This is a genomic window from Sorangium sp. So ce1504 (assembly GCF_051521635.1).
GTDB lineage: Bacteria > Myxococcota_A > Polyangia > Polyangiales > Polyangiaceae > Sorangium > Sorangium cellulosum_B.
The window spans coordinates 3,236,441-3,261,411 of record NZ_CP150365.1; the positions used below are offsets into that span (position 1 = coordinate 3,236,441).

General features: G+C 68.5%; 18 protein-coding genes and 1 pseudogene. 7 read left to right on the forward strand and 12 right to left on the reverse strand.

What is annotated here, in order from left to right; translation table 11 throughout:
• Positions 1–278: 278 nt before the first annotated feature.
• Positions 279–698, forward strand: a complete 420-nt coding sequence (locus tag WMF39_RS12545) for a hypothetical protein (RefSeq protein WP_437745766.1) — start codon at positions 279–281, stop codon at positions 696–698.
• 76 nt (positions 699–774) lie between these two features.
• On the opposite strand, the gene WMF39_RS12550 is transcribed toward WMF39_RS12545, so the two are convergent.
• The gene (locus WMF39_RS12550; protein ID WP_437745767.1) at positions 775–1,308 is read right to left on the reverse strand and encodes an N-acetyltransferase family protein; all 534 of its coding nucleotides are present in this window, start codon (positions 1,306–1,308) and stop codon (positions 775–777) included.
• A 203-nt stretch (positions 1,309–1,511) separates the two neighbouring features.
• Here WMF39_RS12550 and WMF39_RS12555 point away from each other — a divergent pair, with 203 nt between their 5' ends.
• Entirely contained in the window at positions 1,512–1,952 is a 441-nt protein-coding gene (locus tag WMF39_RS12555) for a CBS domain-containing protein (protein WP_437745768.1), read from the forward strand.
• A 322-nt stretch (positions 1,953–2,274) separates the two neighbouring features.
• Here WMF39_RS12555 and WMF39_RS12560 read toward each other — a convergent pair.
• Positions 2,275–3,904 (reverse strand): annotated as a pseudogene (locus WMF39_RS12560) (tyrosinase family protein).
• Between the two features lie 86 nt (positions 3,905–3,990).
• Positions 3,991–4,404: a hypothetical protein gene (locus WMF39_RS12565; protein WP_437745769.1), complete on the reverse strand. Its 414-nt coding sequence runs from the start codon at positions 4,402–4,404 to the stop codon at positions 3,991–3,993.
• A gap of 51 nt (positions 4,405–4,455) precedes the next feature.
• Between WMF39_RS12565 and tnpA the strand changes: the two genes are divergently transcribed.
• From tnpA to tnpC, 3 genes are read left to right on the forward strand one after another with little or no spacing between them, the layout of a single operon-like run.
• Positions 4,456–4,797 carry an IS66 family insertion sequence element accessory protein TnpA gene (tnpA, locus tag WMF39_RS12570; RefSeq protein ID WP_437740545.1) on the forward strand — a complete coding sequence of 114 codons (342 nt, stop codon included), beginning with the start codon at positions 4,456–4,458 and terminating at the stop codon, positions 4,795–4,797.
• Positions 4,794–5,165: an IS66 family insertion sequence element accessory protein TnpB gene (gene tnpB, locus WMF39_RS12575; protein ID WP_437740544.1), complete on the forward strand. Its 372-nt coding sequence runs from the start codon at positions 4,794–4,796 to the stop codon at positions 5,163–5,165. Before tnpA ends, tnpB begins: the two co-directional genes overlap by 4 nt.
• Positions 5,166–5,206: 41 nt before the next feature.
• Positions 5,207–6,889 (forward strand): IS66 family transposase, encoded by a 1,683-nt coding sequence (gene tnpC / locus WMF39_RS12580; protein WP_437740543.1) that lies wholly within the window; start codon positions 5,207–5,209, stop codon positions 6,887–6,889.
• A gap of 738 nt (positions 6,890–7,627) precedes the next feature.
• Here the strand turns inward: tnpC and WMF39_RS12585 are convergent.
• From WMF39_RS12585 to WMF39_RS12605, 5 genes are all read right to left on the reverse strand, one after another.
• Positions 7,628–8,827 carry a phosphatidylserine decarboxylase gene (locus WMF39_RS12585; protein ID WP_437745770.1) on the reverse strand — a complete coding sequence of 400 codons (1,200 nt, stop codon included), beginning with the start codon at positions 8,825–8,827 and terminating at the stop codon, positions 7,628–7,630.
• 34 nt (positions 8,828–8,861) lie between these two features.
• Positions 8,862–10,667: a hypothetical protein gene (locus tag WMF39_RS12590; protein ID WP_437745771.1), complete on the reverse strand. Its 1,806-nt coding sequence runs from the start codon at positions 10,665–10,667 to the stop codon at positions 8,862–8,864.
• A gap of 967 nt (positions 10,668–11,634) precedes the next feature.
• Positions 11,635–12,435, reverse strand: a complete 801-nt coding sequence (gene istB, locus WMF39_RS12595; RefSeq protein WP_437740573.1) for an IS21-like element helper ATPase IstB — start codon at positions 12,433–12,435, stop codon at positions 11,635–11,637.
• Entirely contained in the window at positions 12,422–13,921 is a 1,500-nt protein-coding gene (istA, locus tag WMF39_RS12600; RefSeq protein ID WP_437740574.1) for an IS21 family transposase, read from the reverse strand. The genes istB and istA overlap by 14 nt, the downstream gene beginning before the upstream one ends.
• Positions 13,918–14,289: a hypothetical protein gene (locus WMF39_RS12605; protein WP_437307435.1), complete on the reverse strand. Its 372-nt coding sequence runs from the start codon at positions 14,287–14,289 to the stop codon at positions 13,918–13,920. Before WMF39_RS12605 ends, istA begins: the two co-directional genes overlap by 4 nt.
• 703 nt (positions 14,290–14,992) lie before the next feature.
• Between WMF39_RS12605 and WMF39_RS12610 the strand changes: the two genes are divergently transcribed.
• Positions 14,993–15,430: a hypothetical protein gene (locus WMF39_RS12610; RefSeq protein ID WP_437745772.1), complete on the forward strand. Its 438-nt coding sequence runs from the start codon at positions 14,993–14,995 to the stop codon at positions 15,428–15,430.
• Between the two features lie 90 nt (positions 15,431–15,520).
• On the opposite strand, the gene WMF39_RS12615 is transcribed toward WMF39_RS12610, so the two are convergent.
• Positions 15,521–16,168: a class I SAM-dependent methyltransferase gene (locus WMF39_RS12615; RefSeq protein ID WP_437745773.1), complete on the reverse strand. Its 648-nt coding sequence runs from the start codon at positions 16,166–16,168 to the stop codon at positions 15,521–15,523.
• 35 nt (positions 16,169–16,203) lie between these two features.
• Positions 16,204–18,825: an aminopeptidase N gene (gene pepN, locus WMF39_RS12620; protein WP_437745774.1), complete on the reverse strand. Its 2,622-nt coding sequence runs from the start codon at positions 18,823–18,825 to the stop codon at positions 16,204–16,206.
• A 772-nt stretch (positions 18,826–19,597) separates the two neighbouring features.
• Between pepN and WMF39_RS12625 the strand changes: the two genes are divergently transcribed.
• Complete coding sequence (locus WMF39_RS12625) at positions 19,598–20,416, forward strand: Uma2 family endonuclease (RefSeq protein ID WP_437745775.1); 819 nt, start codon at positions 19,598–19,600, stop codon at positions 20,414–20,416.
• 124 nt (positions 20,417–20,540) lie between these two features.
• Here the strand turns inward: WMF39_RS12625 and WMF39_RS12630 are convergent, their stop codons facing one another.
• Together WMF39_RS12630 and WMF39_RS12635 are read right to left on the reverse strand one after the other, a co-directional pair.
• A complete protein-coding gene (locus WMF39_RS12630) occupies positions 20,541–21,011 on the reverse strand; it encodes a hypothetical protein (RefSeq protein ID WP_437745776.1) in 471 nt (156 codons plus the stop codon).
• A gap of 17 nt (positions 21,012–21,028) precedes the next feature.
• Complete coding sequence (locus WMF39_RS12635; protein ID WP_437745777.1) at positions 21,029–24,664, reverse strand: tetratricopeptide repeat protein; 3,636 nt, start codon at positions 24,662–24,664, stop codon at positions 21,029–21,031.
• Positions 24,665–24,971 lie beyond the last annotated feature (307 nt).

Sequence of the window (24,971 nt, forward strand, 5' to 3'; positions counted from 1 at the left end):
TGTTCGGTCTGTTCGGTCACCCGCGACATCGTGGGTGTCGTGTCGACACCGGAGGACAGCGGCGGCGTCCCTCGCGCTGCGCGAGAGGGACCGCGGCTGTTGTCCTCCGAGCAGCCGGGCGAGCGATCGACAGGGGTGAATCTCGGTCGAACACCCACCTTCGGAGAGGCGGGGTGGGGTCTTCGCGCGGCGGTGGCGCACGGACGCCGGCGGGGCTCGGCTGAGCCGCGCCGGTCCGCGAGCTGTGGTGTATGCTGTTCCGAGCGTCGGAGGGCTGGATGATCCATCGACAGACGGGCGAGATCGAGCTCACATCCGGGCTTCGCATCGGGCCCTCGTACTCGGAAGCGCAGTTCTTGTCGTCGCCGCTCGCGCGGATGGCCAACGCCCTGAGCCAGTCGCAGCCGTGGAGCGGATACCGGACGTCGCGCCAGCGCATCGGCTTCCGGACCTTCCGCATCACGCTGCACTTCTGCAGCGGCAAGATCGCGTGGGTCGAGCTGTTCGAGGTGGGCGCCGAGTCGAAGGCGTTCTGGAACGACTGGTCCGAGAAGGAGGAGGCGGAGCGCAAGGCCAGCCACGACGCCTGGCTGGTGTCGATCCTCGGCGCGCCGCCGTACGAGTATCCCTGGGGAAAGATCACCTCCCAGTACGACCCGCGGGGCGGTTACAGCAGCATCGTCGTGCGCTTCGGCTAGCGTGCCGGGGCGCTGGGGCTCGATGCCGGCGCTGGGTGCACGGGCCGGCGCCGCCCTCGGCGTGGGATGCGGGGCGCTACAGCGCTCGCCGGTAGCGGATCTCCGGGAGGCTGCCGGCGCCGACCCGCGCCCACCGCCGCGCGCCGTCGCGGCTGAAGCCGGAGAGCTCGTAGAAGCGGCGCGCGCGGGTGTTCCCCTCGAGGACCCAGATCGTCATGGTCCTGTGGCGGCGCCGGGCCAGGTCGGCCTGCGCCGTGTCGAGCAGCGCGGCGCCGAGCCCGCGCCCCCACGCGGCGGGCAGGAGGTAGATCGTGTAGAGCTCGCCGACGTCACCCGGGTCGTCGTCGTCGCGCGTCGGTCCGGCGCTCGCGAAGCCGAGCCCGGCGCCCTCGGCGCAGAGTACCCAGGTCCGCGTCCCGGTCGCGGCGTCGCGGCTCAGGATGTGCCGCCAGCTCACCTCGCGCGCCGGCACGGAGAGGGTGTTGAGATCGGCCGCCGGCACCAGGCCGAGGTAGGCCGCCTGCCAGGAGTCGACCTCGATGCGTGCGATGGCGGCCGCGTCGGCCGGCTGCGCCCGGCGGATGACCGCCCCTGTGATCCGCTCTGACATGGTGTCTCGCACCCCAGGTTGGCCGGCGCCGCGGCGCACCGCCATGACGCCGCCTGCCGCGCTCGCCGGCCGGAGGCGCGATCAAGCGGTGCCCGACGCCGCATTCATCATGATGCTCCATCCCCCGCCCGCGATGGTCCCCTAAGGTCCTTCTGTGCGCGGTGACGCTGCCGAGCGCTGCAACGGAACCGAAGGAGGGAACCATGCTGTGCAAGGAGATCATGAAGCAAGACATCCAGAGCGTCCTGGCCGACGACACCATCCAGACGGCCGCGTGCAAGATGCGCGACGCGAACATCGGCTTCCTTCCTGTCTGCGACAGCGCCGGGAGGGTGCTCGGGGCGCTGACGGACCGCGACCTCGCCATCCGGGTGCTGGCTCACAGCCGGCCGCTGAACACGAAGGCGGGCGACGTCATGACGCGCGGGGTGGTCGCGTGCCGGCCCGACGACGACGTGCAGCGAGCGGAGCAGCTGATGGGGCAGCACCACAAGTCGCGCGTCCTGTGCACCGAGGCGGACGGCCGCCTGGTCGGCATCATCAGCCTGTCGGATATCGCGCAGAGCGAGGACGACAGGCACACCGCGCAGACCATCCGCCGGGTGACCGAGCGGGAGGCGGTGCAGCACGAGAGCAGGCGATAGCTCGCCGGGCGCTCGCCTGAGCGCCGCGGCGGCGCGCGGCGCGGGCGACGAACCTGCGGCGTTCGCCCGCGCTCCGCGCCATCGCCCGCCGCGGCGGCCGCTCGCGCCGCGGCGTCGCCGGCGCGCCTCGCGGCGCCTTCAGCCCGCTCTGCCTGCCCGCCCCGGGCCAAGACTTCCGGCGGGCGGCCAGAGCAGCGCCATCGTCCAGCCTCGAGCGCGCCCTCACCGTCGCGCCGCGGGCGGGCTATCGCCGACGCAGGGGGCACCGCGGATTGACGCAGGCCCAGGCGCCTATCCTCACCACGAGCGCCGGCGCCGGCCGTCAGCCGCGGACCTTGAGAACGGTCTTCAAGCCGGCAGGCAGCACCGACCCGCGATGGTGAACCTTCACGGTGAAGATGGCGCGATCGACCTCGTCCTCCGGCATGTTTTTCAGGGAGAAGTGGGCGATGACCTCCAGGTGAGCGCGGCAGTTCGCGCAGCTGCTCACGCTATAGCGGCTCAAGACAGAGTGATAGCCCAGGTAGTATTCCTTGGTCTTGCCGCCGTCGTCCGTGACGGTCGCGTGCGCCGTCAGCAGGAACGACCCCTGGAACAGGGCGCGATCGATGCCCCTGACCATGAGCTTCCTGGCGCTGAACCCGGGCTCTACCGCCGCCGCGCTGGGCTGGTCATCGATGGATAAATCGTCGAATGAGCCCGGTCCATACGTGTAGCCGAGCTGGTTCTCGATGTCCACGCAGGCCGTGCTGACGTAGGGCTTGCTCGTGCGCGGGTTCTTGAACGGCTTGAGCGCGGTTCCGTCGAGGGTCAGCTGAGTGCCGGGCGGGACGCCGGGGGTCGGCCCTTGCAGGTCATTCGAGCTGGTGCCCGGGTAGTCTGTCATGTCGTCGGAGACTTCGAGCGTCGTGGTTTGGCCATGCAGCTTCTGCCAGAGCCAGAACATGCGGTCGATGTTGCAGTGGTGAAAAAAGAAGATCGGATCGAAGGAGGACGTGTTGTTCTCTCCCATGTCCCCGTTCGAGCCGCTGACCAGCCCCATGCCACCAGCAGCTATCTGCGGCGCGTCGAACCCGCCGACGGCCAGGTGGAGGTCGTTGTGGGGCTCCTCCACCGACACCACCATGGGCTGATCGGGGGGGATATCCGCGTTCCAGGCGGCCGCCGAGGTCGTGTTGGAGAAGACCGCGTAGTTCGGCGCGAATAGACACGCCCTGTACGACGCGTAGAGGCTGGCGCCCTCGGGAGGAGGTGGGTCCGTGGGCTCGGGGCCGTTCAGCCAAGCCATGATGTTGTTATTGAGCAGCGTGTCGTTCGTGTTCTGGTCGGGATACTTCTGGTTGTGGGCGTACGTCAGTTCGGAGTCCCCGAAGTTGCCCACCAGCCCCGAGAGCGGGTACCGCACCGTCGTGTAGCCGGCCCGCTTGTAGTACGGGTGCGCCTCGTCGGCGTTTGCGTTCTGGTCCCCCCAGTAGTTGTCGGAGACCGAGATGGGCAGGGTGAACGACCGCAGCGGGTTGGGGATACCCATCAGGCCGTAGCTCGGGAGGTCGACCGTCGGCCGAGTAAAGACAGCCGGGACGCCGTTGTGGCGAGAGTGGTCGTCCGTCTCGTCCCAGAAAGGCAGCATCACGCCCGGTACGACGCTTTGCAGCGCCTTTTCGAGACAGTAAAGGTATGCTCTGTGCCAGGTCGGGAACAGGATGTTGCCGTGGTTGCAGTACCCTCCCCAGTATGCGTATGTATCCTCCGGCGGCAGTCGATCGACCGCGCGTCGCAGCAAGAAAGGCTCTCCGTGGAGGCCCCCCCAAGGCGAAGAACGAGTTCCATTCATGCGGGTCGAGCCGCTGGATGCCCCTCCAGGCATAGAGCACGTCTTCAAGGGGTTTCGTGTTGCCCTCCGCGTATTCTTGCTGGAGGACATAGATGGACCGCCGTATCCCTGTGGTCATGTCAGCGCGTTTCCTTTTCGTCTGTCAGAGCGAGCCTGACCTGTACGGTCTCAGGGCGGCGCGGGGCTCTCCGCGCGCTCCGTGCTTCACGGCGGCGAGGGCAGCGACGAGCCCTGCGCTCCCTTCGCCGCACTGTCTTGCGAGGGGGACGGCCCCGTCCTCTGGGAGGCGAGGCGTACGCTCCAGAGCGAGGCGCCGATGAGGAGCAAAGCGCCCGCGCAGAGGAGAGGCGGCGCGTCGAGCACGAACTTGCCCCCGAGCAGGGCCGACGCGCCCGCGAGGCCTGCAAGCATGGGGCGGTAGTCCTGGCTCGACAGCGCGCGCAGCACGAGCGCGCCGAGCGCGAAGGCGAGCAGCCCGGCGCCGAGCGGCAGCCCCCATGCGTCGCGCAGCCAGGCGCTGGCGCCCAGCGAGCCCAGGATCCCGAGATACGCCGCCACGCACAAAGGGCACTTCGGGAGCAGCACCAGCGCGATGGCGGTACGCGTTCTGCGGACCACATCCTGTCTTCGAGCCTCTGCGCCGCTTAGAAACCCGCGCCGGAGGTACCGATGGACGAGAGCACACGCACCTGGCGCGACCGCGTGGCGCGCTGGCACAAGAGCGGGCACTCCGCCCGCGTGTTCGCGGAGCAGGAGGGGGTCAACGCCGGCACACTGTACTCCTGGAGCCGCCGACTGGGCATGAAGCGGAGCGAGTACCGGCAGCGCTCGGAGAAGGCGACGCTTCCGACGCTGCTGCCCGTGGTGGTCGCCCCGCCAGCATCCACGACGCCCTCGCCGGGCGCGGCGCTGGAGATCGTCTTGCCGGACGGGGCGGTCGTCCGCGTCCCGCCGTCGTTCGACGAGGTTACGCTGGCGCGCGTTGTTCGTGCGCTCGGGGGGGCGCGATGATCCCTGGCCGCGTCTCGATCTACGTTGCCACCGAGCCGCTCGATCTACGGCGCTCGTTCGATGGTCTCGCTGCCGTCGTGCGCGAGGTGCTGCGACAAGACCCGCTCTCCGGAGCGCTGTTTCTCTTTTTCAACCGGGCAGCCGATCGCTGCAAGGCCCTTTGGTGGGACCGCAGCGGGTACTGTCTACTTTACAAAAGGCTCGAGCGTGGGGCGTTTCGAGCCCCGCGTGCCGTCACTCCGGGAGCCACGAGCGTCCTCATTGACGCCGCCGAGCTCGCGAAGATCCTGGAAGGCATCGCCCTGTCGCCTTCGAAGTTGCGGCGAGCGGTCCCGTTCGCCGAGACCGCACCGCCTCCGGTCCCCTGATCTCGCCTGACAGCCTCGCACGCTCCTGGGTAGCCCCACGGTTGCATTGCCTCGAGCGACATAAATTTTCCTCCACAAGCCCCTTCAAAAAGCAAGAGCTCACGAGTACTTACCGCGCCGTGAGCAAGCCGGTCGAAGAGCAGATTCGCGAGCTCAAGGACAAGCTCGCGCGCGCTGCCCACGAGCGGGACGAGTACCGCAAGCTCTACGAGCTCGCCAGCATCGAGCTGGAGCGGCTTCGCCGGCACATCTTCGGCCAGAAGGCCGAGCACGTCGACCCCGGGCAGATGCAGCTCGCCTTCGATGCGATCGTGCAGATGCTCGCGGGCACCGGGGCGCAGCCGGATGCGGGCGCGACCGGCTCACCCGACGGTCGCGATGGCGCGGCGCCGAACGGCTCCTCCGGAGGCGGGGACAAGGGGCGCCAAGCTCGCCCGCACGGGCGGCAACGGCTGCCCGAGCATCTGCCGGTCGAGCGGATCGAGCTGTTGCCGCCGGAGGCGCAGGACGAGCGCGCGACCGCGCTTGTCCGCATCGGCGAGGAGGTGTCGGAGACGCTGGAGTGGCGGCCCGCGAGCTTCGTGCGACTGCAGATCGTGAGGCCGAAGTTCGCGGTCAAAGGTGAGCCCGAGCAAGGCATCACGATCGCCGACGTCCCCGACAGCCCTGTCCCGCGCAGCCTCGCCGGTCCGGGGTTGCTCGCGCACGTGCTGGTGAGCAAGTACGCCGACCACTTGCCGCTTCACCGGCAGGAGAAGATGTTCGAGCGCTGGGGCCTTCACCTCTCGCGCTCGACGCTGTGCGGCTGGGTCGAATCGTGCGCCGGCAAGCTCGCGATCGTCGTCGAGGCGATGGCCAAGGACGCCCTGAACGCGCACTGCATAGCCATCGACGCCACCGGCGTGCTCGTGCAAGCAAAGGAGAAGTGTCGGCGGGGCCACTTCTGGGTCCTGGTGGCGGACCGAGATCACGTCCTGTTCCGTTTCACGCCGCATCACAACCAGGATGGTCCGAAGGAGTTCCTTCGCGGCTACAAGGGCTATGTCCAGGCCGACGCCTCGAACGTCTACGAGCAGCTCTTCCGCACCGAGGGGGTGACCGAGGTCGGTTGCTGGGCCCATTGCCGGCGAAAGTTCTTCGAGGCGATGACCTCCGACCGGGACCGCGCGACGGTAGCCATCGGCTTCATTCGCAAGCTCTACGCGATCGACAAGGCGACCAAGGAGCTGGCTCCGAACCGTCGAACCGAGCAGCGCCGGACGGATGCCGAGCCCGTGCTCGTGGCCTTCCGCGCGTGGCTTGAGACAGAGGACCTGCTCGTCCTCCCGAGGAGCCCCATCGCAGGCGCCATCGGCTACGCGCTCAACCAATGGACCGCGCTCACTCGCTTCCTCGAGGATGGTCGGCTCCGCCTGGACAACAACCGGAGCGAGCTTGAGCTCCGCCGTGAAGCCGTGGGCCGTAAGAACTGGCTCTTCGTGGGCAGCAAGGACGGTGCCGAGTGGAACGCCACCATCGTGTCGCTCATCGCCTCCTGCGCGCTGCACGGCATCGAGCCCTGGGCCTACTTGCGCGACGTGCTGATCCTGCTGCCCACCTGGCCTCCCGAGCGGGTCATCGAGCTCGCTCCCAAGTCCTGGAAGCAGACCCTCGAGAACGCCGACGCTCGGCAACGGCTCGCGGCCAGTCCGTGGCCCCGGGCGCCGGACGCGACGCCCAGCTGATCGCTCCTCAGCGTCGCCGTCCGCTGCCGTGGGCAACGTCGCCGCCTTGCCGCCCGCCGGGCGCACCGGTCGCCGGCTTTGGCGCGCTGGTGCCGGCTCTTCGGCGCTTGCGCGGTCGACGCGTGGCTTCCGGCGCCTTGTCAACGATTCGGGCCCGGCAGAGGCATCGGCGGCGCGCGGCTTCGCCGCCGCACGCCTGCGGGCGACTTGCACGCGGGCGGCGACGTCGGCGTCGACTGCCGGTTCCCCGACTCGCTGGGCCAAGCCCCCCTTCGTCGCAGGCCGCTCTTGCTCTCGCATCGCGTCGCGAATCTACGGTGACGGCGCGCACCTCGCGACGATGTGGTCTACAGAACGGATACCGATGGCGGGTAAGAGCGGGAGGTGCCGGCCGGCGCGCTTGGCCAGCGTGGAGACGCCGGCCGAGCGCGGCGAAGGAGCAGCGCACCCGCAGGTGCACCCCGGGGGCGAGGAGTCCGTGAGGATCGGCTTCTCATTGATCGCCATCGTGGGTCTCCCGGTAGTGCTTCGCGGATGGTCCAGCGGCGCGAGGCGACCTTCCGGCGCGAGTCGAGCGCAAGGGCTTCGCCGTGCGTTGCGCCACGTCCCGCAAAGAACGCGCTCAAACGCCCTCGAACTTCGATGTCCTGCTCGACAGCGCCGAAACCGCCCCGGGGCCGCGCTGGAGTTCGTTTGTCTCACGCGTGCCGTCGTGAGAGCGCGGCGCTGCTCGACTCTTCAAGTCCTCGGGAATGCCTCAGGGGTGGATGGCATGCCAAGGGAACCAAGGCGGCTCCCCATCAGGACCGAAACGGCGTTGAACACGCCTCTCTGGAAGAGCAGGATGTTCAGGGAGCCGCCGTACGCGAAGTGCCCGAGCTCGTCGCCCTTCTTGACCGGGACCGGCTCGCCTCCGACCGGGACCAGCGTCGACCGGTTGTTGACGAGCGACGGATACATCGCGCTGATCGTGTTCAGGCCAACCGGGATCACGGCGACGTACCCGTGCTTTTCGGTCCTGATGACGAAGTAGGAGCGATGAAAGTCCTCGAAGATGCTGAAGTCCGTCGTGCTCTCGCCGACGTTGAAGATGGTGTTGAACCAGTGATCCCCGTCCATGATGCCATTGTAAATTCCAGGCACCTCCACCCCCTCGACGATCCGGCCGGAGGCAGGAGCGTGGTAGCGATGGTAGTTGGGGGGCATGAGGACGCAGGAGACGGCCGTGCCGCCCTCGAACTTCGCTGCGTATTTCGACCCGTTCAGGAGCTGCGTGATGTTGAGCTGACGTGACTTCACGTCGAGCTTCTTCGTCAGCGTGAGGTCCGAGAGGATGAAGTTGATCTCCGAGTCGGCGGACGCCACGAGCACCGAATCGTCATCAGGCGCCGCGACGGGCCGGGGATCTCTCGCTGGGTTGAGCCTGCGCGTGAAGAAGTCGTTGAACGACTTGAAGCCGCCCTCGGGGACGATGAAGTCCTCGATGTGAGTCCCGGGATCCTTCAGCCAGGCCTCGATGAACTTGAGCGACTCCGGAGAGTCCATGAACCGCCCCCGCTCCTTGATGAATTTGACGGTCCAGTTGAAGATCTCGGTCGTGTACTCCTTGCTGATCGTGCGGCTCTTGAACGTGTTCAGGAAGGCGAACGCGGACTTGTTGTCGAGGTAGAAGTAGGTGAAAGGTACGATCTTCCCCAGGCCTCCAGTGGGCTCGGGCAGAAACGTGAACCACTGCTCGAAGTAGCTCACGAAGTACTCGGCGGTCGCTCCGACCCACGGGTTCTTCGACCCGTCCTCCACGAAGGGCCGCACGTGCGCGACGGCCTCGTTGAACGCCGCCTCGACCACAGGATTGGCCATGAGGCGCTTGAGCTCGTCGATCAATTCACGCATCGCGGGCGTGAGCGGGATCTGCTGACAGGTCTGCTGGATTGCCATGGCTGGCTCCTTGGGCTCGTTGTCGAGATTGAACTCAGTGTTTACGACTGGAGCGGTGGAGATACCCCCCAGGGAAGACCGCCTTCTGCGGTTGCCCAGTCTTGATCGTGGGAGGACGGATCGTCCCCGGCGCGAGGAGGGCATAGTATCCCTGAGCGTCAGCCAGCGACAGCGACGACATCGGCACGTCCGGGGTGAAGAGCTCGCAACCCGCCTTGCTGGCGTTGTAAGCGATGCAAGCCTTCGTCTCGCACTGGTGTCTGCAATAGTCGATGCACCTCTCGGTCGAGGGGTCGGTCAAGGAGTCGGTCAAGGACGCGCACACCTGCCCGGAGCCTGGTACGGGCGTGACGCTGACCTTGCTCGAGGAGACCCTCAACCCTTTGATGTCGGCATAGGGGGGCTGGAGCGTATCCGGTGCCGTGCCCGGCTTGCCGTTGTCAAAGTCGAGCAGGAAGCTGAAGTCAGTCCCGAACGCGGTCTGCGCGACGCCGTGGCATCCCTTGCAGCCCCCCATGTTGTACGTCGCTTTGTTGTATACGATGTTGTCGCAGCTCCCGAACGTGTTGCCGCCGAAGCCTGGGCCGCTGAAGTTGTTGAGGAACTTGTCCGACTCGACGAACAGGTTGGCCATGTAGTAATTGGCATCCTCCTGCAGGCACTTGCCCACGTTGCCGTCCTGCGCGCTGATGCAGGCGAGCCCAGCCTCCATTTTGATGGAATCCGAATCGGTGGGATTCGCTTTCGGGGGAGGGGCGCCGATGATGCCGCAGTCGGTCACGTCGGCCTGCACGCCGATGAGCTGGTAGTTCGCCCAGACCGAGCGGAAACCTTGCAGCTGCTGGCGCATGAGATCGTTCACCTTCTGGATGTCCGCTGGGATCGCGTGGTTCTTCTTGCGGTCCGTGTTGGGGTCAGGGCTCTGCCGCGTCGCGGGCGCCGGCGCTGACGTCTCCGCTCCGTCGCCGTCGAGCGTGACGTACTCATCGCCTGCATTGGCCTCTCCGACGTGCTCGAACGAGGTGAACACGAAGTCCGGGTAATTCTGCAGCTTTCTGATGATATGAAGCCCTATCAGCGCGAACGTGTCGTTGTAGTACTTGTACTTGTAGGTCTGTGACCCCGGATCGTATTCGTCTTGATAGTAGAGGGCCTTGGAGGTGTAATATTGGGTGGCGTCCTCGGACGGGAGCAGCTTTCGCCATGCGGCCTTGATCTCGATGGCCCCGTCGTTCGTACCGTCGCCGCAGGGGAGGCAGATCGCTTGACTCGGCGGGCAGCTGCATTGAGCCGCATGGTCGTACTTCCCATTCCGTATGTCGTTCCGCGCGCTGAGCTGGGCTGCGCACAGGCTCCCGTGGGCTCCGGTCCCGTCGCACTTCGCGATATCGCCGACGTTGCCCGTGTTCTGATCAGGGTATTTGTTGCGGATGTACTCGTACTCGTCCCGGTTCACCTTCGCCTCGAACAAGATCAGCGAATCTTGCCTCCGAGCGCGCGGCTGTCGCGCGTACTGGCCGAAGATCTGGCAGGAGGCGATCTCGCTATCCTCGTCGAGGTTGTTCCAGAGACCCAGCTCTGCGTCGCTGGTCCCCTTGGAGAGCGCCACCTGGTAAGCATTCGTGTACGTGGGCGTGCCCAGCTTGTCCCAGGGGAGCGTGAGCGGTCCATTGGGCCGGAGCTCGGTCTTGTGGGCATAGGTCTGCCAGACCAGGAGATCATTCGATTGACCCAGAGCCTCGCCCTGGGGGGTCCCTCGCCGGATGGTCTGGCCGTCCGGCTGGGCAGCGACGCGGTTCAATGCGAGGAACTGTTGCCAGGCGAACTGGGCGCTGTACACCAGGCTGCTTGGCCGCGGCAGCGACTGAGGCAAGCCATTTTGAGCCGCCGCAAGGACGTTTTTCGCCTGATCTGCATGAGCGCCCGACTGTGCTGCCGCATCCGTCTGCGGCGGTCGCTGAGGGTCTTTCGTCAGGCCGCTCGAAGAGCAATCCATCGTAGCCATCGCTCCACCCGCGATGAATGGAAAGGCGGCTGCCGCCCTGAGCATTCGAGAGAATCTTGTCATGATCGCTGCGCTTCCTGCATTTGGAGGAGTTGACGTTCCGGGTTCGGATTGGCCGAGGTCGGGTCGTGGCCGAGGGCAACCACCGTGATGCGAATGTTGCAATGACGATGCCAGCCGCCATTGGACGGCTCGGCGCTGCTCTCGGTGAGGCTTCAGGGCGATCTCGGACCGAGCCGACCGGTGGAGCGCCGGCGGAGATCCAGTCGGATCTGCGGCAGGCGCGTCGGGCGAAACCCGCGCGGGGGAGACGAGGCCTTGCGTCTCGAAATGAAGCGGCGCTTCCCGGCGGGAAACAAGGCCTGCAGCGCGACGGGGGCGGCGAGGCGTGCCGGAAGGTCGGACGCCCAGGCGCCTGTGGGGGGTTCCTGCGGAGGAAGCGCCCTTGCGCTGGGGGACCGAAAGGCCGGTCCTGGTGGCACGTCGCTTGCTGTGACGCTGCGCCAGAGAAGCGAGGCGCTCAAGCGCTGCTAGCTGACCGAGGGGAGCGCCGCTGCCGCGCCTGCGTCCCAGGTCCGCGCGGTAAACGCCCACGGATGGAAGAGAACAACATGACAATGCACATCATTTTTCTGATCGATAGCAATGCTCTCAAGCAGATGTAGATGGCCTCGGAGATCCGCAGGAATCTAACCACGCAGATCCGCGGAAACGTGCCGCGCGCGTCCGCAGAAAAATGACCGCGGCGCCCGCGGAAATCTGACCCCGGGCGCCGCGGAAATCTGACCTGGCGTCGGCCGGGTCAGCGCTTCTTCGCTGCCGCGGGCGGCTCGGGGGCCTCCGGCCCCGGCTTGGGTCGCGCCTCGCTCATGGCCAGCGACTCCTTCTGCCGCCACGAGTCGGCGTCGATGTCGAGGATGTGGCAGTGCTGGACGAAGCGGTCGATCAGCGCCGAGACGCACGCTGCGCCCGGAAAGACCGTGCTCCACTGCTTGAACGGCAGATTCGTCGTCAGCACGAGCGAGCGGCTCTCGTGCCTGCGGCTGATGATGTTGTAGAGCAGGTCGGCAGACTGACGGCTGCACGGCAGATAGCCGATCTCGTCCAGAATGAGCAGCGACGGGGCCGTGTATTTCCGCAGCCGTCGTTCGAGGGCCGGCAGCGACTCCTGCTTGAGCAGATCGGCGAGGGCGGCCGACAGCGTCGTGAAGCGCACGGTATAGCCGCGCTGGAGCGCGAGCATGCCGAGGTTCTGGGCGAGCATCGTCTTGCCGACGCCGCTCGGACCCCGGAGCAGGATGTTGTGCCCCTTGGCGATGAAGTCGAGCGTCATGAGCTCCTCGACGAGCTCACGCTGGATCGTGCGCGGGTGGTTCCAGTCGAAGCGATCGAGGGGCTTGAAGGTGCCGATGGTCGCCGCCTTGGCGCGCGCGGCGAGATTGCGCTCGGCGCGCTCGCGGTGGGCGATGGCGGCGAGCTCCTCGAACGTCTGCACCGGCGACAGGCGCGCCGTGGTGGCATGCGCGATGAGCGCGAGCAGCGCCTCGCGCGACACGCGTACGCCGAGGGAGCGAACCAGCTCAGCGACGTCATCGTTGGGCATCGTAGGACTCCAGGTCGTGGGGGATCACGTCGCGATCGGGGACGTGGGCTCCGAGAGCGATGTCGACGGGGACAGGGCCGTTGGCGGCGCGGCGGCGCTCCTCGCAGAGCACGGCGAGGGCACCGGGATCGTGGGTGCCGCGGGCGATGGCCTCGCGCGCCGCAGCGCCGAGGATCTCGACGCCGTACAGGTCGAGAAGGCGCAGGGCCTTGGCCGTCATGAAGCCGACGTTGCGACCGGCCTCCACCCAGCGCTCTTGCAGGATCTCGAAGCCGGGGATCGCGGCGCCGAGCCGATCGCGCCCCTTGGCCTCGCGCGCGGCGCGCTTGTGGTCGAGCAGCTCGGCACGGTGCTCGGGCGCCTCGATGCTCTGGTGTCGTCCCCAGCAGCGCACGTGCCGCGCGACCTCCGTGCCGCCGTCCGAGAGCCGCACGGTCGTGTCATTGGCGACGAGCATCAGCGTCTTGCCGTGGTGGATCGACGGCGCCGAGTAGCGGTTTCCGTCGAAGTGCACGAAGGCGGTTTTGTCGACGGGCACGGGCTCGACGAGGTCCGTCTCCGGCAGCGGATCGGGCAGCGCGAGCAGCCGCGTCCTCTCCTCCGCGAGCACCTGGTCGACGCGCCGCTCAGGCCATCGCGGGTGCGGGCGCACGTTGGCGATCTCGTCGAGGAAGACGAGCAGCTCGGCGTTGCCACGCTCGAGGTCACGAATCGTGCGCGCGGCGAAGAAGCGGTCGCGCAGGAAGCGAATCGCTCGCTCGACCTTGCCCTTTTGCTGCGGTTTGCGCACGGCGCAGAGCCGCGGCGCGACGCAGAGCTGACCGGCGAGCGCGAGCAGGTCCGGGTGGAAGCGCACGGCGTCGCCGTGGCGCTCGAGGACAACGGTCTTGGGATTGTCGAAGAGCCATTGTCTCGTCGCGCCGCCGAAGTAGCAGCACGCGCGCACGAGCGAGCGGCGAAGCGAGCTTGCGGACAGGTCGAGCACGAGCTCACCCCAGATCGCGCGCGAGTACGACAGGACCATGACGAAGGCCCAGAGTTGGCGCGTGCCGCCCGCGACGCGCAGCTTGCCGACGTAAGCCCAGTCGACCTGGGCCTGCTCGGCGATGAGCGGCTCGACGCGGAGGAAGGCCTCGCTCTTCGGCGCCGGGCGCACGAGCCGAACATGCCGTCGCACCGTGCGCACACTGCCCTCGTAGCCGCGCTCCACCAGCATGTCGTACAGGCGCGTGGCGCGGAGCCGAGGATACTGTGTCAGCGTCTCGATGACGAAGGCCTCGTAGCCGCGCAGCGGCAAAGGCACCTCGCTCACCGCGGCATCCGCGTCGCGAACGACGGGCCGCGAGCGCGCCCCCTTGCCGAGGCCGAGCACGCGCTCGACGGCGTCGTGGTGCAGGCCGAGCTGCGTCGCGATGGTGCCGATCTTCCAGTGCTCGGCGAAGTGCAGGCGGCGGATCTCCGCCTCCTTGGCCTCGTCGATCGTCATCGACCGAGGCTCCTGCGAAGGCGATGCTCGCCGCGGAAGTTACCGAGTCCCGGCAGGCGTTGCCCGCGGCGGGGCGGGGCGTCCATGAACAGAGGCTCGACGACGTAGTGCAGCGTCGCGCGCGCGACGCCGAGGCCGTCGCACAAACCCAGCGCGAACAAGATGTCCTCGGACTCCGCAGAAACGACAGCACGGACCCTCTGGTCGTGCCAGAGCGCCATTGACTCGCACAGCATCGGCCCGGCGAACCGATGCGCCGGCGTGGCCACTGACCGCAGCCGGGCCTTCATCACCTCGTCGGGCCCCTGCGTCAGCAGCACCCGCGTCTCCTGCGGCGTCGCGGAGATCGTCATCACCAACTCGTCCATCCCTCGACTCCTGCGGGCCGGCGACGGCCACGTCGTCCTTCGACGTCGGCGCGCCGATCCGCGGGCATACGCTGGCGGATGCGGGCAAGTTGTCGGAACCGATATCCATCACGCGCCGGCCCCGTCGGGCGCGGTAGACACGCTGGCGATCACGGTGATCGAGGCGCCCCTCGTGGGAGCTCTGGTGCCGCAGCCGAGCCGCGCGCTGCGCCCGCTGGCGAGCCGTGTCGCGGCAGCCGCTGCCGCAGTAGAGCTGCCCTCGATCACACCGGCCGCAGACGAAGAAGATCACGGCGCAGAGCCCGCAGCGGGCGAGCCGGAAGCTGTCTTGCACGAGTCCCCGGACCAGGGCGCCGGGAAGTTGCCCTCGGCGGCTGGGTCGTGCGAGACAGGCCGAACATCGGTCTGTCGCCGATCCCCGGAAGGCCCTGGTCGCTACCCAGGGCCTTCTTCTTTCCAGCGCACCGCTTGGGCTCGATCTCTACCGCCGCGCCTCGCGCTGGCGAACTTCCCGGCCGCCCGCGCTCGCCCCAGGCGTCACGAGGTGAGGGGCAGAAATCTGCGGATCGGGGGGACCATCAACAAGCAGAATCCTGGAGGGCAGTTTGGTAATCCCAACAATTATCCGGGCCCGCACCCTCCTCTCAAGTTCGGGAGAGGAGACGACCCCAGCACCTACACCAACCAGAGCGGGGACACTCCCGTGACTGTGTACTTCAACGAGGAGGTTCTCATCTACGTCCAGGACTCGAACTCCAACATCGGTGTGGCTTGCGCCCCGGTGGGGTTCGTCGCGATGAGCTGGGATCAAAGCCCGATTAACCTCGATGACCTCACCGGCGGGGATGCGGTCATCGGAGACATCAGCTTCCGGGACACTCGCGTCAATTCGTATGGTTACGACTATGTCGCCGGCTCGAACTCTCCGTGGGCGCCGGAGAATGACAACACCAGTTACCTGGTCACCCGCCATGACGCCAGCCTGACTTCGCCGGTGAAGCGCAACCCGTACATCCTTGTTCCGGCGCTCGCCACTCCGGGCACGCTCCAGTACGGCCTCGAGTTCTATTGCGCGATCGGCGGAGAATATATCGGTAACTACTGGTTCGATCCCTCGATCACGATCGCAGCACCGCAGTGACCACGGGCGCCGGCGTCCACGGTTCGCCGCCGCGGAACAGTCCCGCCAGGGATCGCTGGCGCACGGAACTGGCCTGGTCGACCGACGAGCTCAGCCGATCGCCTCGGCCGTGAGCAGGCGCGTCCTCCGGCCCGAGGCGAGCGTGAGGTGCTGTCCCCAGCTGGTCTGGTGCGGCATGTCCCCCTCGACGAGCTCGCTCGCCCGGATCTCGAAGCCCGCCGCGCGGTAGGCGGGGCGCAGCGTGTCATCGACCCACGCGTCCGAGAGCTCGGGGAGCCCGAGCCGCGCCGCGTAGGGCCGGTCGTCGAAGACGCTCTGGTTGAGCAGCGCGATGAGCTCCCCGCCCGGTCGGACGAGCCGGCGCAGCGCCTCGAGCACCGGCGCCTCGGGCAGCACGAGGGCCGAGAGCAGCGAGGCCCAGGGGAAATTGAGGGTGAGGGTGTGGGCGAGCCCGGTGAGCTCCTCGGGCAGCGCCTGCACGGACGCGACGACGAAGAGCGCGTTCGGCCGGCCGCCCCGGGCGACCTTGCGGCTGGCGCGCCATGACACCTCGCGCATCCGCTCCCCCGCGGGGTCGATGCCGATGCAGTACGTATCGGCGTGGGCGCCGGCCGAGCGGTACACGAAGCGGCCGTCGCCTGTGCCGACGTCGATGAGGACGCGCGCGTGGCCGGCGAGCTTCGCCTCGAGGTCCGCGCGCGTCCACGTGTGGGACGTCTTCCCGAGCTGCACGATCATCGTCGCCTCGAGCGCCGCTCTCCCTGGTTCCTCGCTCAGCCGGGGGCGTCCCCGCCCCCCGGGCGGTGCCCCTCGGCGCTCGCCGCCGCCAGCTCCCGGCAGGCGAGCGCCCGCACGAGGTCGTCGCTCGCCTCGCGGAGCATCCGGACCAGCATCGGCAGCCGCGGCGCCGCCGGCGCGCCGTCCGGGGCCCGCCCGAGCGCCGCGGTCCGCGCCTCCGCGCGGGCGACGAGGTCCCGATCGACGCGGTACGAGGGGAACAGATGCGTGAAATACGCGGACGCGAGCTCGTGCGTCCGCGTCTCGAAGATCTGCTGCACCCGCTCGAAGAACGCCTGCGCGTACGGATCGAGCAGCGCGCGCTGGAACGACCAGTTGAAGCCCGACATCGCCGCGCTGGTGAGGTGCAGCGAGCCGTACCCGTCCTCGTGGAAGCGCGCCCACGCCGCGGCCTTCACCGCCGGATCCGGGCGCGCCGTCTCGGCGCGCAGCGCGGCGCGCTGGCCGCGGTCCGACGGGTCGCGCTCGCGCTCGGCCGCGAGCCGCTCCTCCGCGCCCTTCATGCCGCGCGCGATCCACTTCACGGCGACCGTCCAGCGCATCTCCTGGTCGATCGCGAGGCCGTCCACCTCGATCTCGCCGTCCGCGAGGCGCGCGGCCAGCGCGAGATCCGGCGCGGAGTACGCCGCGTTGAAGAGCGCCCGCGCCCACACGATCTGCGCGTCGCCGCGGGGGGCCGACCGCAGGGCCGCGAGGGCGAGGCCGGTGAACGCGCTCGCCTCGGCCTCGCGCAGGGGATCCGGCACGTAGCGCGCGAGCGCCGTCACCGCGTTCGTGAGCACCGGGTCGACGAGCGAGAGGTCCGGCTCGGCGGGCAGCTTGTCCCTCACCAGCGCGAGGTACGCGGGGGAGGCGAGCTTCTGGTCGCGCACCATGCTCCAGAGCGACGACCAGAGCAGCTGGCGCAGGAGCGGATCGTCCACGCGGCCCATGTGCTCGCGCACGAACGCGAGCGAGGCCGGGTCGAGCGCGATCTTCGCGAACGTGAGGTCGTTGTGGTTGGGGAACACGAGGAGCGGCGCCCGCTGCCCCCGCGCGGCGGCGACCTCGGTCGCCGCGCCGTCGATCTCCGCGGGCACCGAGTCGATGACGAGCGCGCCGTCCTCCTCGCGCTCGCGCGCGAGCGCGACGTCGATGCGGTGCGGCCGGAGGGTCGGGTAGTCGGCGGGCGCCGTCTGCAGGACGCGGAGCCGGCCGATGCGGTCGCCCTCGGGCTCCCACTCGGCCGTCAGCGTGTTGAGGGACGCCTGCTCGAGCCAGAGGCGCGACCACGCGCCGAGGTCGCGGCCGGAGCCCTCCTCCAGCGCGGACAGGAACTCGCGCAGCGTCGCGTTGCCGTACTGGTAGCGCTTGAAGTACCGGCGCATCCCCTCGCGGAAGGCCGGGAGGCCGATCGCCGCGACGAGCTGCTTCATCGCGGCGGCGCCCTTGCCGTACGTGATGCCATCGAAGTTCAGGAACGTGTGCTCCGTGTCGGCGAGCTCCCCGGCGATGGGGTGCGTCGTCACGAGCTGGTCCTGCCGGTAGGCCCAGCTCTTCATGACGTTGAACGCCTTCCACACGGCCGGCTGGAACCGGGTCGCCTGTTCCATCGCGAGGAAGGCCATGTACGTGGCGAAGCTCTCGTTCAGCCAGAGATCGTTCCACCACCGCATGGTCACGAGGTTGCCGAACCACATGTGGGCCATCTCGTGGAGGAGCACCTCCGCGCGCGTGAGGCGCTGGTGGTCCGTCGGCGGGTCCCGGAAGATCATGCGCTCGCTGTGGGTCACGGCGCCGACGTTTTCCATGGCGCCGGCGTTGAACTCCGGGACAAAGACCTGATCGTACTTGGTGAAGGGGTAGGGGTAGTCGAAGAACTCCGGGTAGAAGTCGAAGCCCTGCTTCGTGATCGCGAAGAGCTCCTCGGCGTCGAGGTGCCTCGCGAGCGACCTGCGGCAGTAGAGGCCGAGGGGGATGCCGCGGTGCTCGTCGCGGACGCCGCTGTACGGGCCGGCGATCAGCGCGAAGATGTAGGTGCTGAACCGGGTCGTCTCCTCGAACACCCGCGTCGTGCGCCCGAGGCCCGCGCCGAACGTGCGGGTGACGCGGGCGTTGCCGATGACCTCCCAGTCCTCGGGCGCGGTGACGGAGAGCCGGTAGCTCGCCTTGATGTCCGGCTGATCGAAGCAGGGGAACACGCGGTGCGCGCTGAACGGCTCGAGGTCCGAGTAGAGGTAGTCCTCGCCGTCCTCCGGGTCGCGGAAGTGATGGAAGCCGTCGCCCGTGTGATCGTAGTCGTTCTCGTAGACGACGCGCACGCGCGTCTCCGGGTCGAGCAGCTTCCCCGGGAGGAGGATGCGGCAGTCGGACCACGCGGGCTCGACCTCGACGCCGTTGATCTCGAGCCGCTCGATGCGCCGGCCGCGGAAGTCGATGAAGGTGTCGCCGCGGCCGCGGACGTCGAAGTAGGCGATCGCCTCGCCGCGGTAGCCGCGGGCGCCGCGCGAGAGGTCGAGGGAGAGCTCGTAGCGCGCGCTGCCGATGCGCGCGGCGCGCTCCTCGGCCTCCTTCTGGGTGAGCACGTCCCGTCCAGGGCCGCCGGTCGTCTCCGTCATGACGGCACACCGTAGGACGAACCGCCGGAGGGTGGCCAGCGATCTGCCGCGGTCGCGAGCGCCGCCCCGCCGCGAGGCGCGGGAGGGAGGCGGTTGCCGGGCGGCCGGTCGAGGGACGGGACGAGGGAGCCGAGGGAGCCGACCCAGGGAGCCGACCCAGGTTGGGGAGCCGACCCAGGTTGGGGAGCCGACCCAGGTTGGGGGGCCGACGCCGGGGGACCGACGCCGCGGGCGGCCCCCGGAGGGAGCGGCGCGTCCTGGTTCTGTGCCAGAACGGCGCTGTTCTGTGCCAAGGGAAGGGGGTCCGGCACCGGCACAAACGCAATGCATTGCGACACACCGGGGTCCGGACCCCTCGAGAACGCTCGGCGGAGCGATTTTCAGGGCAAGATTGTGCCAGAAAACGCATTCTTCGACGAAATTCTGTGCCAAAGAGCCTCCGCACACCCTCCTATTTGTGCCAGAAGGGGGGTCCGGACCCCTCCAGACCGCAATGCAGAGCGCTGGCCGGGGCGCCGGACCCCTCCCGGGACGCAGTGCAGAGCGCAAGCGGGGGTGCGGACCCCGCCGGGCGCAAGGCCGCGCGCGCGGGGAGCGCGGCGCTGCTCGGCACGGCCTGAGGCGCCAGCAGCGCGAGCGGGGGAGGCGGCGCTGCTCGGCGCGGCCCAGGAACGCCCCCGACGGGCCGAGCCCGAGCGCGTGCCGGGTCGGGCGCGTGCCGGGTCGGGCGCGTGCCGTGGTGGCGCGTGCGCGGGCTCGCTATGCTCGGACCATGGAGCGCGCGCCGGTATCCTGGGTGATCGACCCCGACGATCCGCGGGCCCCGCCGCAGGAGATCTGGGACCGGATGACGCCGGAGGAGCGGCAACGCGTCGTCGACGCGCTCCCGTCGGAGTTCGAGATCTCCGAGGCGAGCCCGCCCGAGGGCGACTTCCACTTCAACGCCAAGGTGGCGGCCCGGGACACGCTGGGCGGGTTCTTCCAGAGCATCGGCAAGCGCGTGTATCTCGCGTGCGAGCTGCCTGTCTACTACCCGGCAGGGCGCATGGTCGCGCCGGATCTCATCGCCGTGCGCGACGTCGAGGAGAAGGAACGCGCCTGCTGGTCCGTGAGCGCCGAGGGCAAGGGGGTCGAGCTGGCCCTGGAGATCCTCTGGAACGAGCGGAGCAAGGAGGAGATCGAGAACCTCGCCGCCCGCTACGCGTCGCTCGGGATCCCCGAGTACTTCGTCTTCAACCGCCGGCGCCGCCGGCTGCGCGGCTTCCGGCTCGCCCAGGGCAGCGCGCGCTACGAGCCGATCACCCGGAAGGGGGGCCTGCTCGCGAGCGCCGTGCTCGACCTGGACCTGGGCCTGGAGGGCGACGGGCTGTGCTTCTACCACGCGCTGGCCCGGCTGCCGGAGCCGCGCGAGGTGCTCGCCAGGCTCGGCGCGATGGTGAACGACCACATGGCGCTGCGTGAAGAGGCGGAGCAGCGGCTCGATGAGGCGGAGCGGCGGCTCGAGGAAACGCGGCAGCGCGCCGAGGAGGCCGAATGGAGGCTGGCCGAGGCCCTGGCCGAGCTGGAGCGCCTCAGGCGCGAGCGCGGCTGAGGGCCGCGGAGCGCCCGCGCGGCATCACGCTCGGCTCGATGAGGCTCCGGGCCGGTTCGGCGCGCCGGGCGCTGCCGGCGGGGCGCGTCGCCTGCAACCGGGGCGCGCCGCCTGCGACCAGGGATCAGGGCGCCTTTCCGGCGGAAGGGAGCGCGAGGATCTTCTGGACGATCGGCCCGAGGAGCTGTTCGCTGGTCGGCTGCTTTTCGACCAGCACCTTCCAGGTCCCGCTCGGGTCCCGCTCGAAGCGCACGTGGGTTTGCAGCAGCAGGAGCGCCGCGACCAGCACGCCGATCGATCGACCGGTCTTCGCCGGAGCCCTGGGCGCGCCGAAGTGTTCTGGCTGGGGGCCGTCGAGCAGGGCAGCGATGACGGGCTGCATCGCGGGATCGGTCGCAAGGAGCTGGAGCACCAGGCGGGCAAGATCGCCCTCGGAGGTAGGGGCCGCGGCGACGCCGTAGGTCGTCTCCAGGGCGGCACGCAGGTCCGGCGTGAGCTCGGTGGCGAGGGTGCCGTCGCGCAGGCGCGGGGTGGCGATGGTGGTGAGGAGGCGCGCCGCGGTGGCGTCGTCGAGGGTGGCGAGTCGGTCGTTCATGGATGGGCTCCGGTGGATCACGAGGAGGGGTCAGGAGGAGGGGGAAGCTCGCCCAGGCCGGCAGCTTCCCAGAGTTGTTTCAGAACGGCTTGATCGGGGGCGGGGGCAAGGTCGTAGAAGATTCGGAAATTCGACAGGCATTTGTGAGCATTCTCAGGGTCGTGGCACTTGGCGAACTCCTGGATAGACTTTATCAGCCATCGACCGGCATCCTGAAAGCTGCTCTGGAGACCGGCGACGATCCCGAGCTGCAGATAGGCGATCGCCACGCCGTGCTCGTTGCCGTGCTTCTCAGAGATCTCGAGCGACTTGAGACACCAGCGCTCGGCCGACCGAAAGTCCAGGCGCCCCTGCGCGACGGTCCCGAGCTGGTGATAGGTGCTCGCCGCACGGTGCTCGCTGCCGTGCTTCTCCTTGAACTCGAGCGCCTTGAGATACCAGCGCTCGGCCGACCGAAAGTCCTGGCGCCCCTGCGCGACCATCCCGAGCTGGTGATAGGTGCTCGCCGCAAGGTGCTCGTTGCCGTGCTTCTCAGAGATCTCGAGCGCCTTGAGATACCAGCGCTCGGCCGACCGAAAGTCCCGGCATTTTTGCGCGATGATGCCGAGCTGGTGATAGGTGCTCGCCTCACCGTGCTCGTTGCCGTGCTTCTCCTTGAACTCGATCGCCTTGAAATACCAGCGCTCGGCCGACCGAAAGTCCCGGCGCTCCAGCGCGACGCTCCCGAGCTGGTGATAGGTGCTTGCCGCATCGTACTCGTTGTCATACTTCTCAAAGATATCGAGCGCCTTGAGATACCAGCGCTCAGCCGACCGAAAGTCCCGGCGCTCCTGCGCGGCCATCCCGAGTTGGTGATAGGTGCTCGCCGCGTCGCGCTCGTTGCCGTGCTTCTCCTTGAACTCGATCGCCTTGAAATACCAGCGCTCGGCCGACCGAAAGTCCCGGCGCTCCAGCGCGACGCTCCCGAGCTGGTGATAGGTGCTCGCCGCATCGCGCTCGTTGCCGTGCTTCTCCTTAATCTCGAGCGACTTGAGATACCAGTGCTCGGCCGTCGCAAAATCCCGGCGTTCCTGCGCGACGAGCCCGAGCTGGTGATACGCCGCCGCTTCGAACACACTGTCTCCGGCATCTCTAGAATTCTTTGAGAGCCGCTGGGAGAGTTGTTCCGCTTCTGCGAAGCTTCGCGTGTTGTACGCGTGATCTGCAATGCTTAGCGTCAGTGCCACCTGATGTGTGGCCATGTCAAGCCGCTCTGCTTCTACCAAAGCGCTATAGAAATTGACGGAATGGACATGGAAGGCCGCACGCTGCTCATGCAGCTCCCGAGTAGCCAGCGCATCGGCGAGTCTTCCCATCACGTCCACGAAGGCTCGGCGCCAGCCATCGCGCACCGGATCGCGCGTCGTTGACGCCGCTCCCGAACGCAGGAACCCCGAGAGCGCCGGATGCATCTCATAGACCGCTCGGCCCACGTTGCGAAGCAGCCCCGCATGGACCAGCGCCCCGAGGAACCGATCGATCTGCTCCCTCGTCCAGGCAACATCGACCCGCGCCGCCATGGCGGCCAGGTAGCCGCCGTCCACGTACCGCTCATGCAGCCCGAGCGGGACGAGCAGCGGTCCCAGATCCTCCGGCAACCCCGCCTCCACGAACTGCAGGGTGGCATGGAGCTTCCTCAGCGCCTCGTCCCCTTCCTCCCCGAGCGCCGCCAGATTCGATTGGAGCACCTTGGCGATCTGCCCGGCGCTACACGATTCGAGCCTAGGAAGAATGGCCCGCATCGCGAGCGGATGCCCTCCAAGCAGGTCCATCAGATCGACCAGCTTCTCGTCCGTCCGGTCGGCCGCGATCCCGAGATCCCCCAGGAGCGCCTCGCAGTAAGCCCACCGCTCCTCCCCGTGCAGGCCGCCGAGCGAGACCTTCCGCCGCTGATCCGTGCCCAGCCACGCCTCCTCGCTCCGGCTGGTGATCAGCACCTTGGTTGGCGCCCCGCGGAGCCGCTGCAGGAACGATCGCAGATGCTGCCGATCACCCTCCGACATCGTGGACGTGGTCGGGGACTCCGGAGAGCCGGCGACCACCTCGAAGTTATCCCACACGAGGAGGAAGCGGTGCTTCTTGTAAAACCGGACCAGCGCCTCGATCTTCTGCTCCACGTCGCGCAAGGCAAGGAACGCGTCGCCAAGAACAGGTCCGCCAAGCTGGTTGAATACATACTCGGCGCTCCGGATGTCATGGAACGAGAGCCAGCGGCACCCGTCGCCGAGCCCCTCGGTCGCAGCGAGCCACGCGACGAGACCGCGCGCCAACGTCGTCTTGCCGACCCCGCCGAGGCCATGGATCAGGATCGCCGGCACCGGACGCCGGAGCGCGCGTTCGATCTCGAGGAGCGCCCCGTCGCGCCCGATGAACCCGTACGGGTTCTCACCGTCGAGCGCCTCCTCGGGGAGGCGCCCCGGCGCGGATGCCGGCGGCTGGGCCACTGCAGCGAAGGTCAGGGCTTCGGTATCCTGCTGGTAGACGACAGGCACGAGCCAGTCCTCGAGGTCGAATCGGCCGCGCGCGCAGACGCGCCCCCGCGCCGCGAACATCTGCTGGCGTCCGGCGCGGGCGGCCTCGACGAAGGCGCCCGTCTCGAACAGCCGCCGGTAGAACGCCGGCAGGAACTGCTCGGCCCCGCTCACGTACAGCGCGTAGGACATCGCCACCACGCTGCGCGTCCCCGCGTTGATCAGCGCGGTCGCCACGGACGCGAACGGATCCCCCGCCTGCTCATCCAGCATCGCGGACTGGCATGCATTCAGGACCATCGCCGGGACGTGGTGCTCCTGGAGCAGGTTGCTGAGCACCTCCGCCGTGACCGGCGCCTGCTTCCCGTGATCGTCCTCGAAGACCAGCCGCCCTTCCGGCGCTCCGTAGGCATGCGGGCCCGTCGGCGCCTCCTGAGGGCCATAGGCCCCGTGTCCATCGAAGTGCACCAGGTGATAGTGGTTGGGCCGCTCCCGCAGGTGCTCCCGGAGCCGATCCAGCGTCGGCGGCCGGAGCACATGCACCCGCGCCGGCAGGCGCTGCTTCTCGATCAGCTCCACCAGCGGCCGGGCGATCGATCGAAACTGGACGTCCCCCTCGTATGGCCGGGCGATCACCAGCAGGATGTTCACGCGGTCCCGTGGCAGCTCTGCCGGCACCGGGGGCGGGTCCTGAGCGCGGTTGAGCCGTCGCTCGATCTGACACGCCGGCGACAGCGCGCGGCCCTGTGGATCCCGGAGCGCCTCCCAGGGCCAGGCGAGCACCTTCGGGTCATCGCTCCAGATCTGGAGCAGCAGCTTGTGATACCCTCCCGCTGACGCCGCGGCGAGCATCCCGCCCGCATCGGCGCGATCGAACAGCACCTGGAACGCCCGCTGCCCCCACGTGCGCAGCGCCGTGAGGACGCGCTCCGCGTGCTCCGTCTCCGGCGAGAACGGATAGTCGAGGAAGCCCTCAAGGTACCATTGCAGCTCCCCGAGAAGGTCGCTGTTCGGCCGCCCCTCCACCGGAAATTCGGCCGGCGGGACCACCGCGACCGGTTGCGCCGCGCGCCCAGCGGGCCGGGCGACCTCGAACTGCGGCGGATCGCTCGCCGCAACATGCCGAACGCAGAGCGTCGCCATCCTGCCCTACACCCGCTTCCTCATCAGTCGCCCTCTCCTCGGCCTGCGCCCTCTTCCCCCGGCCACCGCCATGGGCCGGCGGCACCGTGCGCAGGCAACAGCTGACCGTTGCATCCTATGCTGAACCTCGCGCCGGATCGACGAGCACTGCACGACGTCGTGGATCGGATCCTCGCGGGATTCGCGCGCGCCCGGTGGGGCCTCGAGCAGCGGAGAACAGACGAGCCCTCCTGCGCGCCGTTGCCTCGGCACCGGAGGCGTCCTCGGACGCGCACGTGTCGGTTCTGCGGCTTCTACAGATCCTCGA

Coding starts and splice junctions, on each gene's coding strand:
- WMF39_RS12545 (WP_437745766.1), top strand. CDS start 279: ATGATCCATCGACAGACGGGCGAGATCGAGCTCACATCCGGGCTTCGC.
- WMF39_RS12550 (WP_437745767.1), bottom strand. CDS start 1,308: ATGTCAGAGCGGATCACAGGGGCGGTCATCCGCCGGGCGCAGCCGGCC.
- WMF39_RS12555 (WP_437745768.1), top strand. CDS start 1,512: ATGCTGTGCAAGGAGATCATGAAGCAAGACATCCAGAGCGTCCTGGCC.
- tnpA (WP_437740545.1), top strand. CDS start 4,456: ATGGACGAGAGCACACGCACCTGGCGCGACCGCGTGGCGCGCTGGCAC.
- tnpB (WP_437740544.1), top strand. CDS start 4,794: ATGATCCCTGGCCGCGTCTCGATCTACGTTGCCACCGAGCCGCTCGAT.
- WMF39_RS12585 (WP_437745770.1), bottom strand. CDS start 8,827: ATGGCAATCCAGCAGACCTGTCAGCAGATCCCGCTCACGCCCGCGATG.
- istB (WP_437740573.1), bottom strand. CDS start 12,435: ATGCCCAACGATGACGTCGCTGAGCTGGTTCGCTCCCTCGGCGTACGC.
- istA (WP_437740574.1), bottom strand. CDS start 13,921: ATGACGATCGACGAGGCCAAGGAGGCGGAGATCCGCCGCCTGCACTTC.
- WMF39_RS12605 (WP_437307435.1), bottom strand. CDS start 14,289: ATGGACGAGTTGGTGATGACGATCTCCGCGACGCCGCAGGAGACGCGG.
- WMF39_RS12615 (WP_437745773.1), bottom strand. CDS start 16,168: ATGATCGTGCAGCTCGGGAAGACGTCCCACACGTGGACGCGCGCGGAC.
- pepN (WP_437745774.1), bottom strand. CDS start 18,825: ATGACGGAGACGACCGGCGGCCCTGGACGGGACGTGCTCACCCAGAAG.
- WMF39_RS12625 (WP_437745775.1), top strand. CDS start 19,598: ATGGAGCGCGCGCCGGTATCCTGGGTGATCGACCCCGACGATCCGCGG.
- WMF39_RS12630 (WP_437745776.1), bottom strand. CDS start 21,011: ATGAACGACCGACTCGCCACCCTCGACGACGCCACCGCGGCGCGCCTC.
- WMF39_RS12635 (WP_437745777.1), bottom strand. CDS start 24,664: ATGGCGACGCTCTGCGTTCGGCATGTTGCGGCGAGCGATCCGCCGCAG.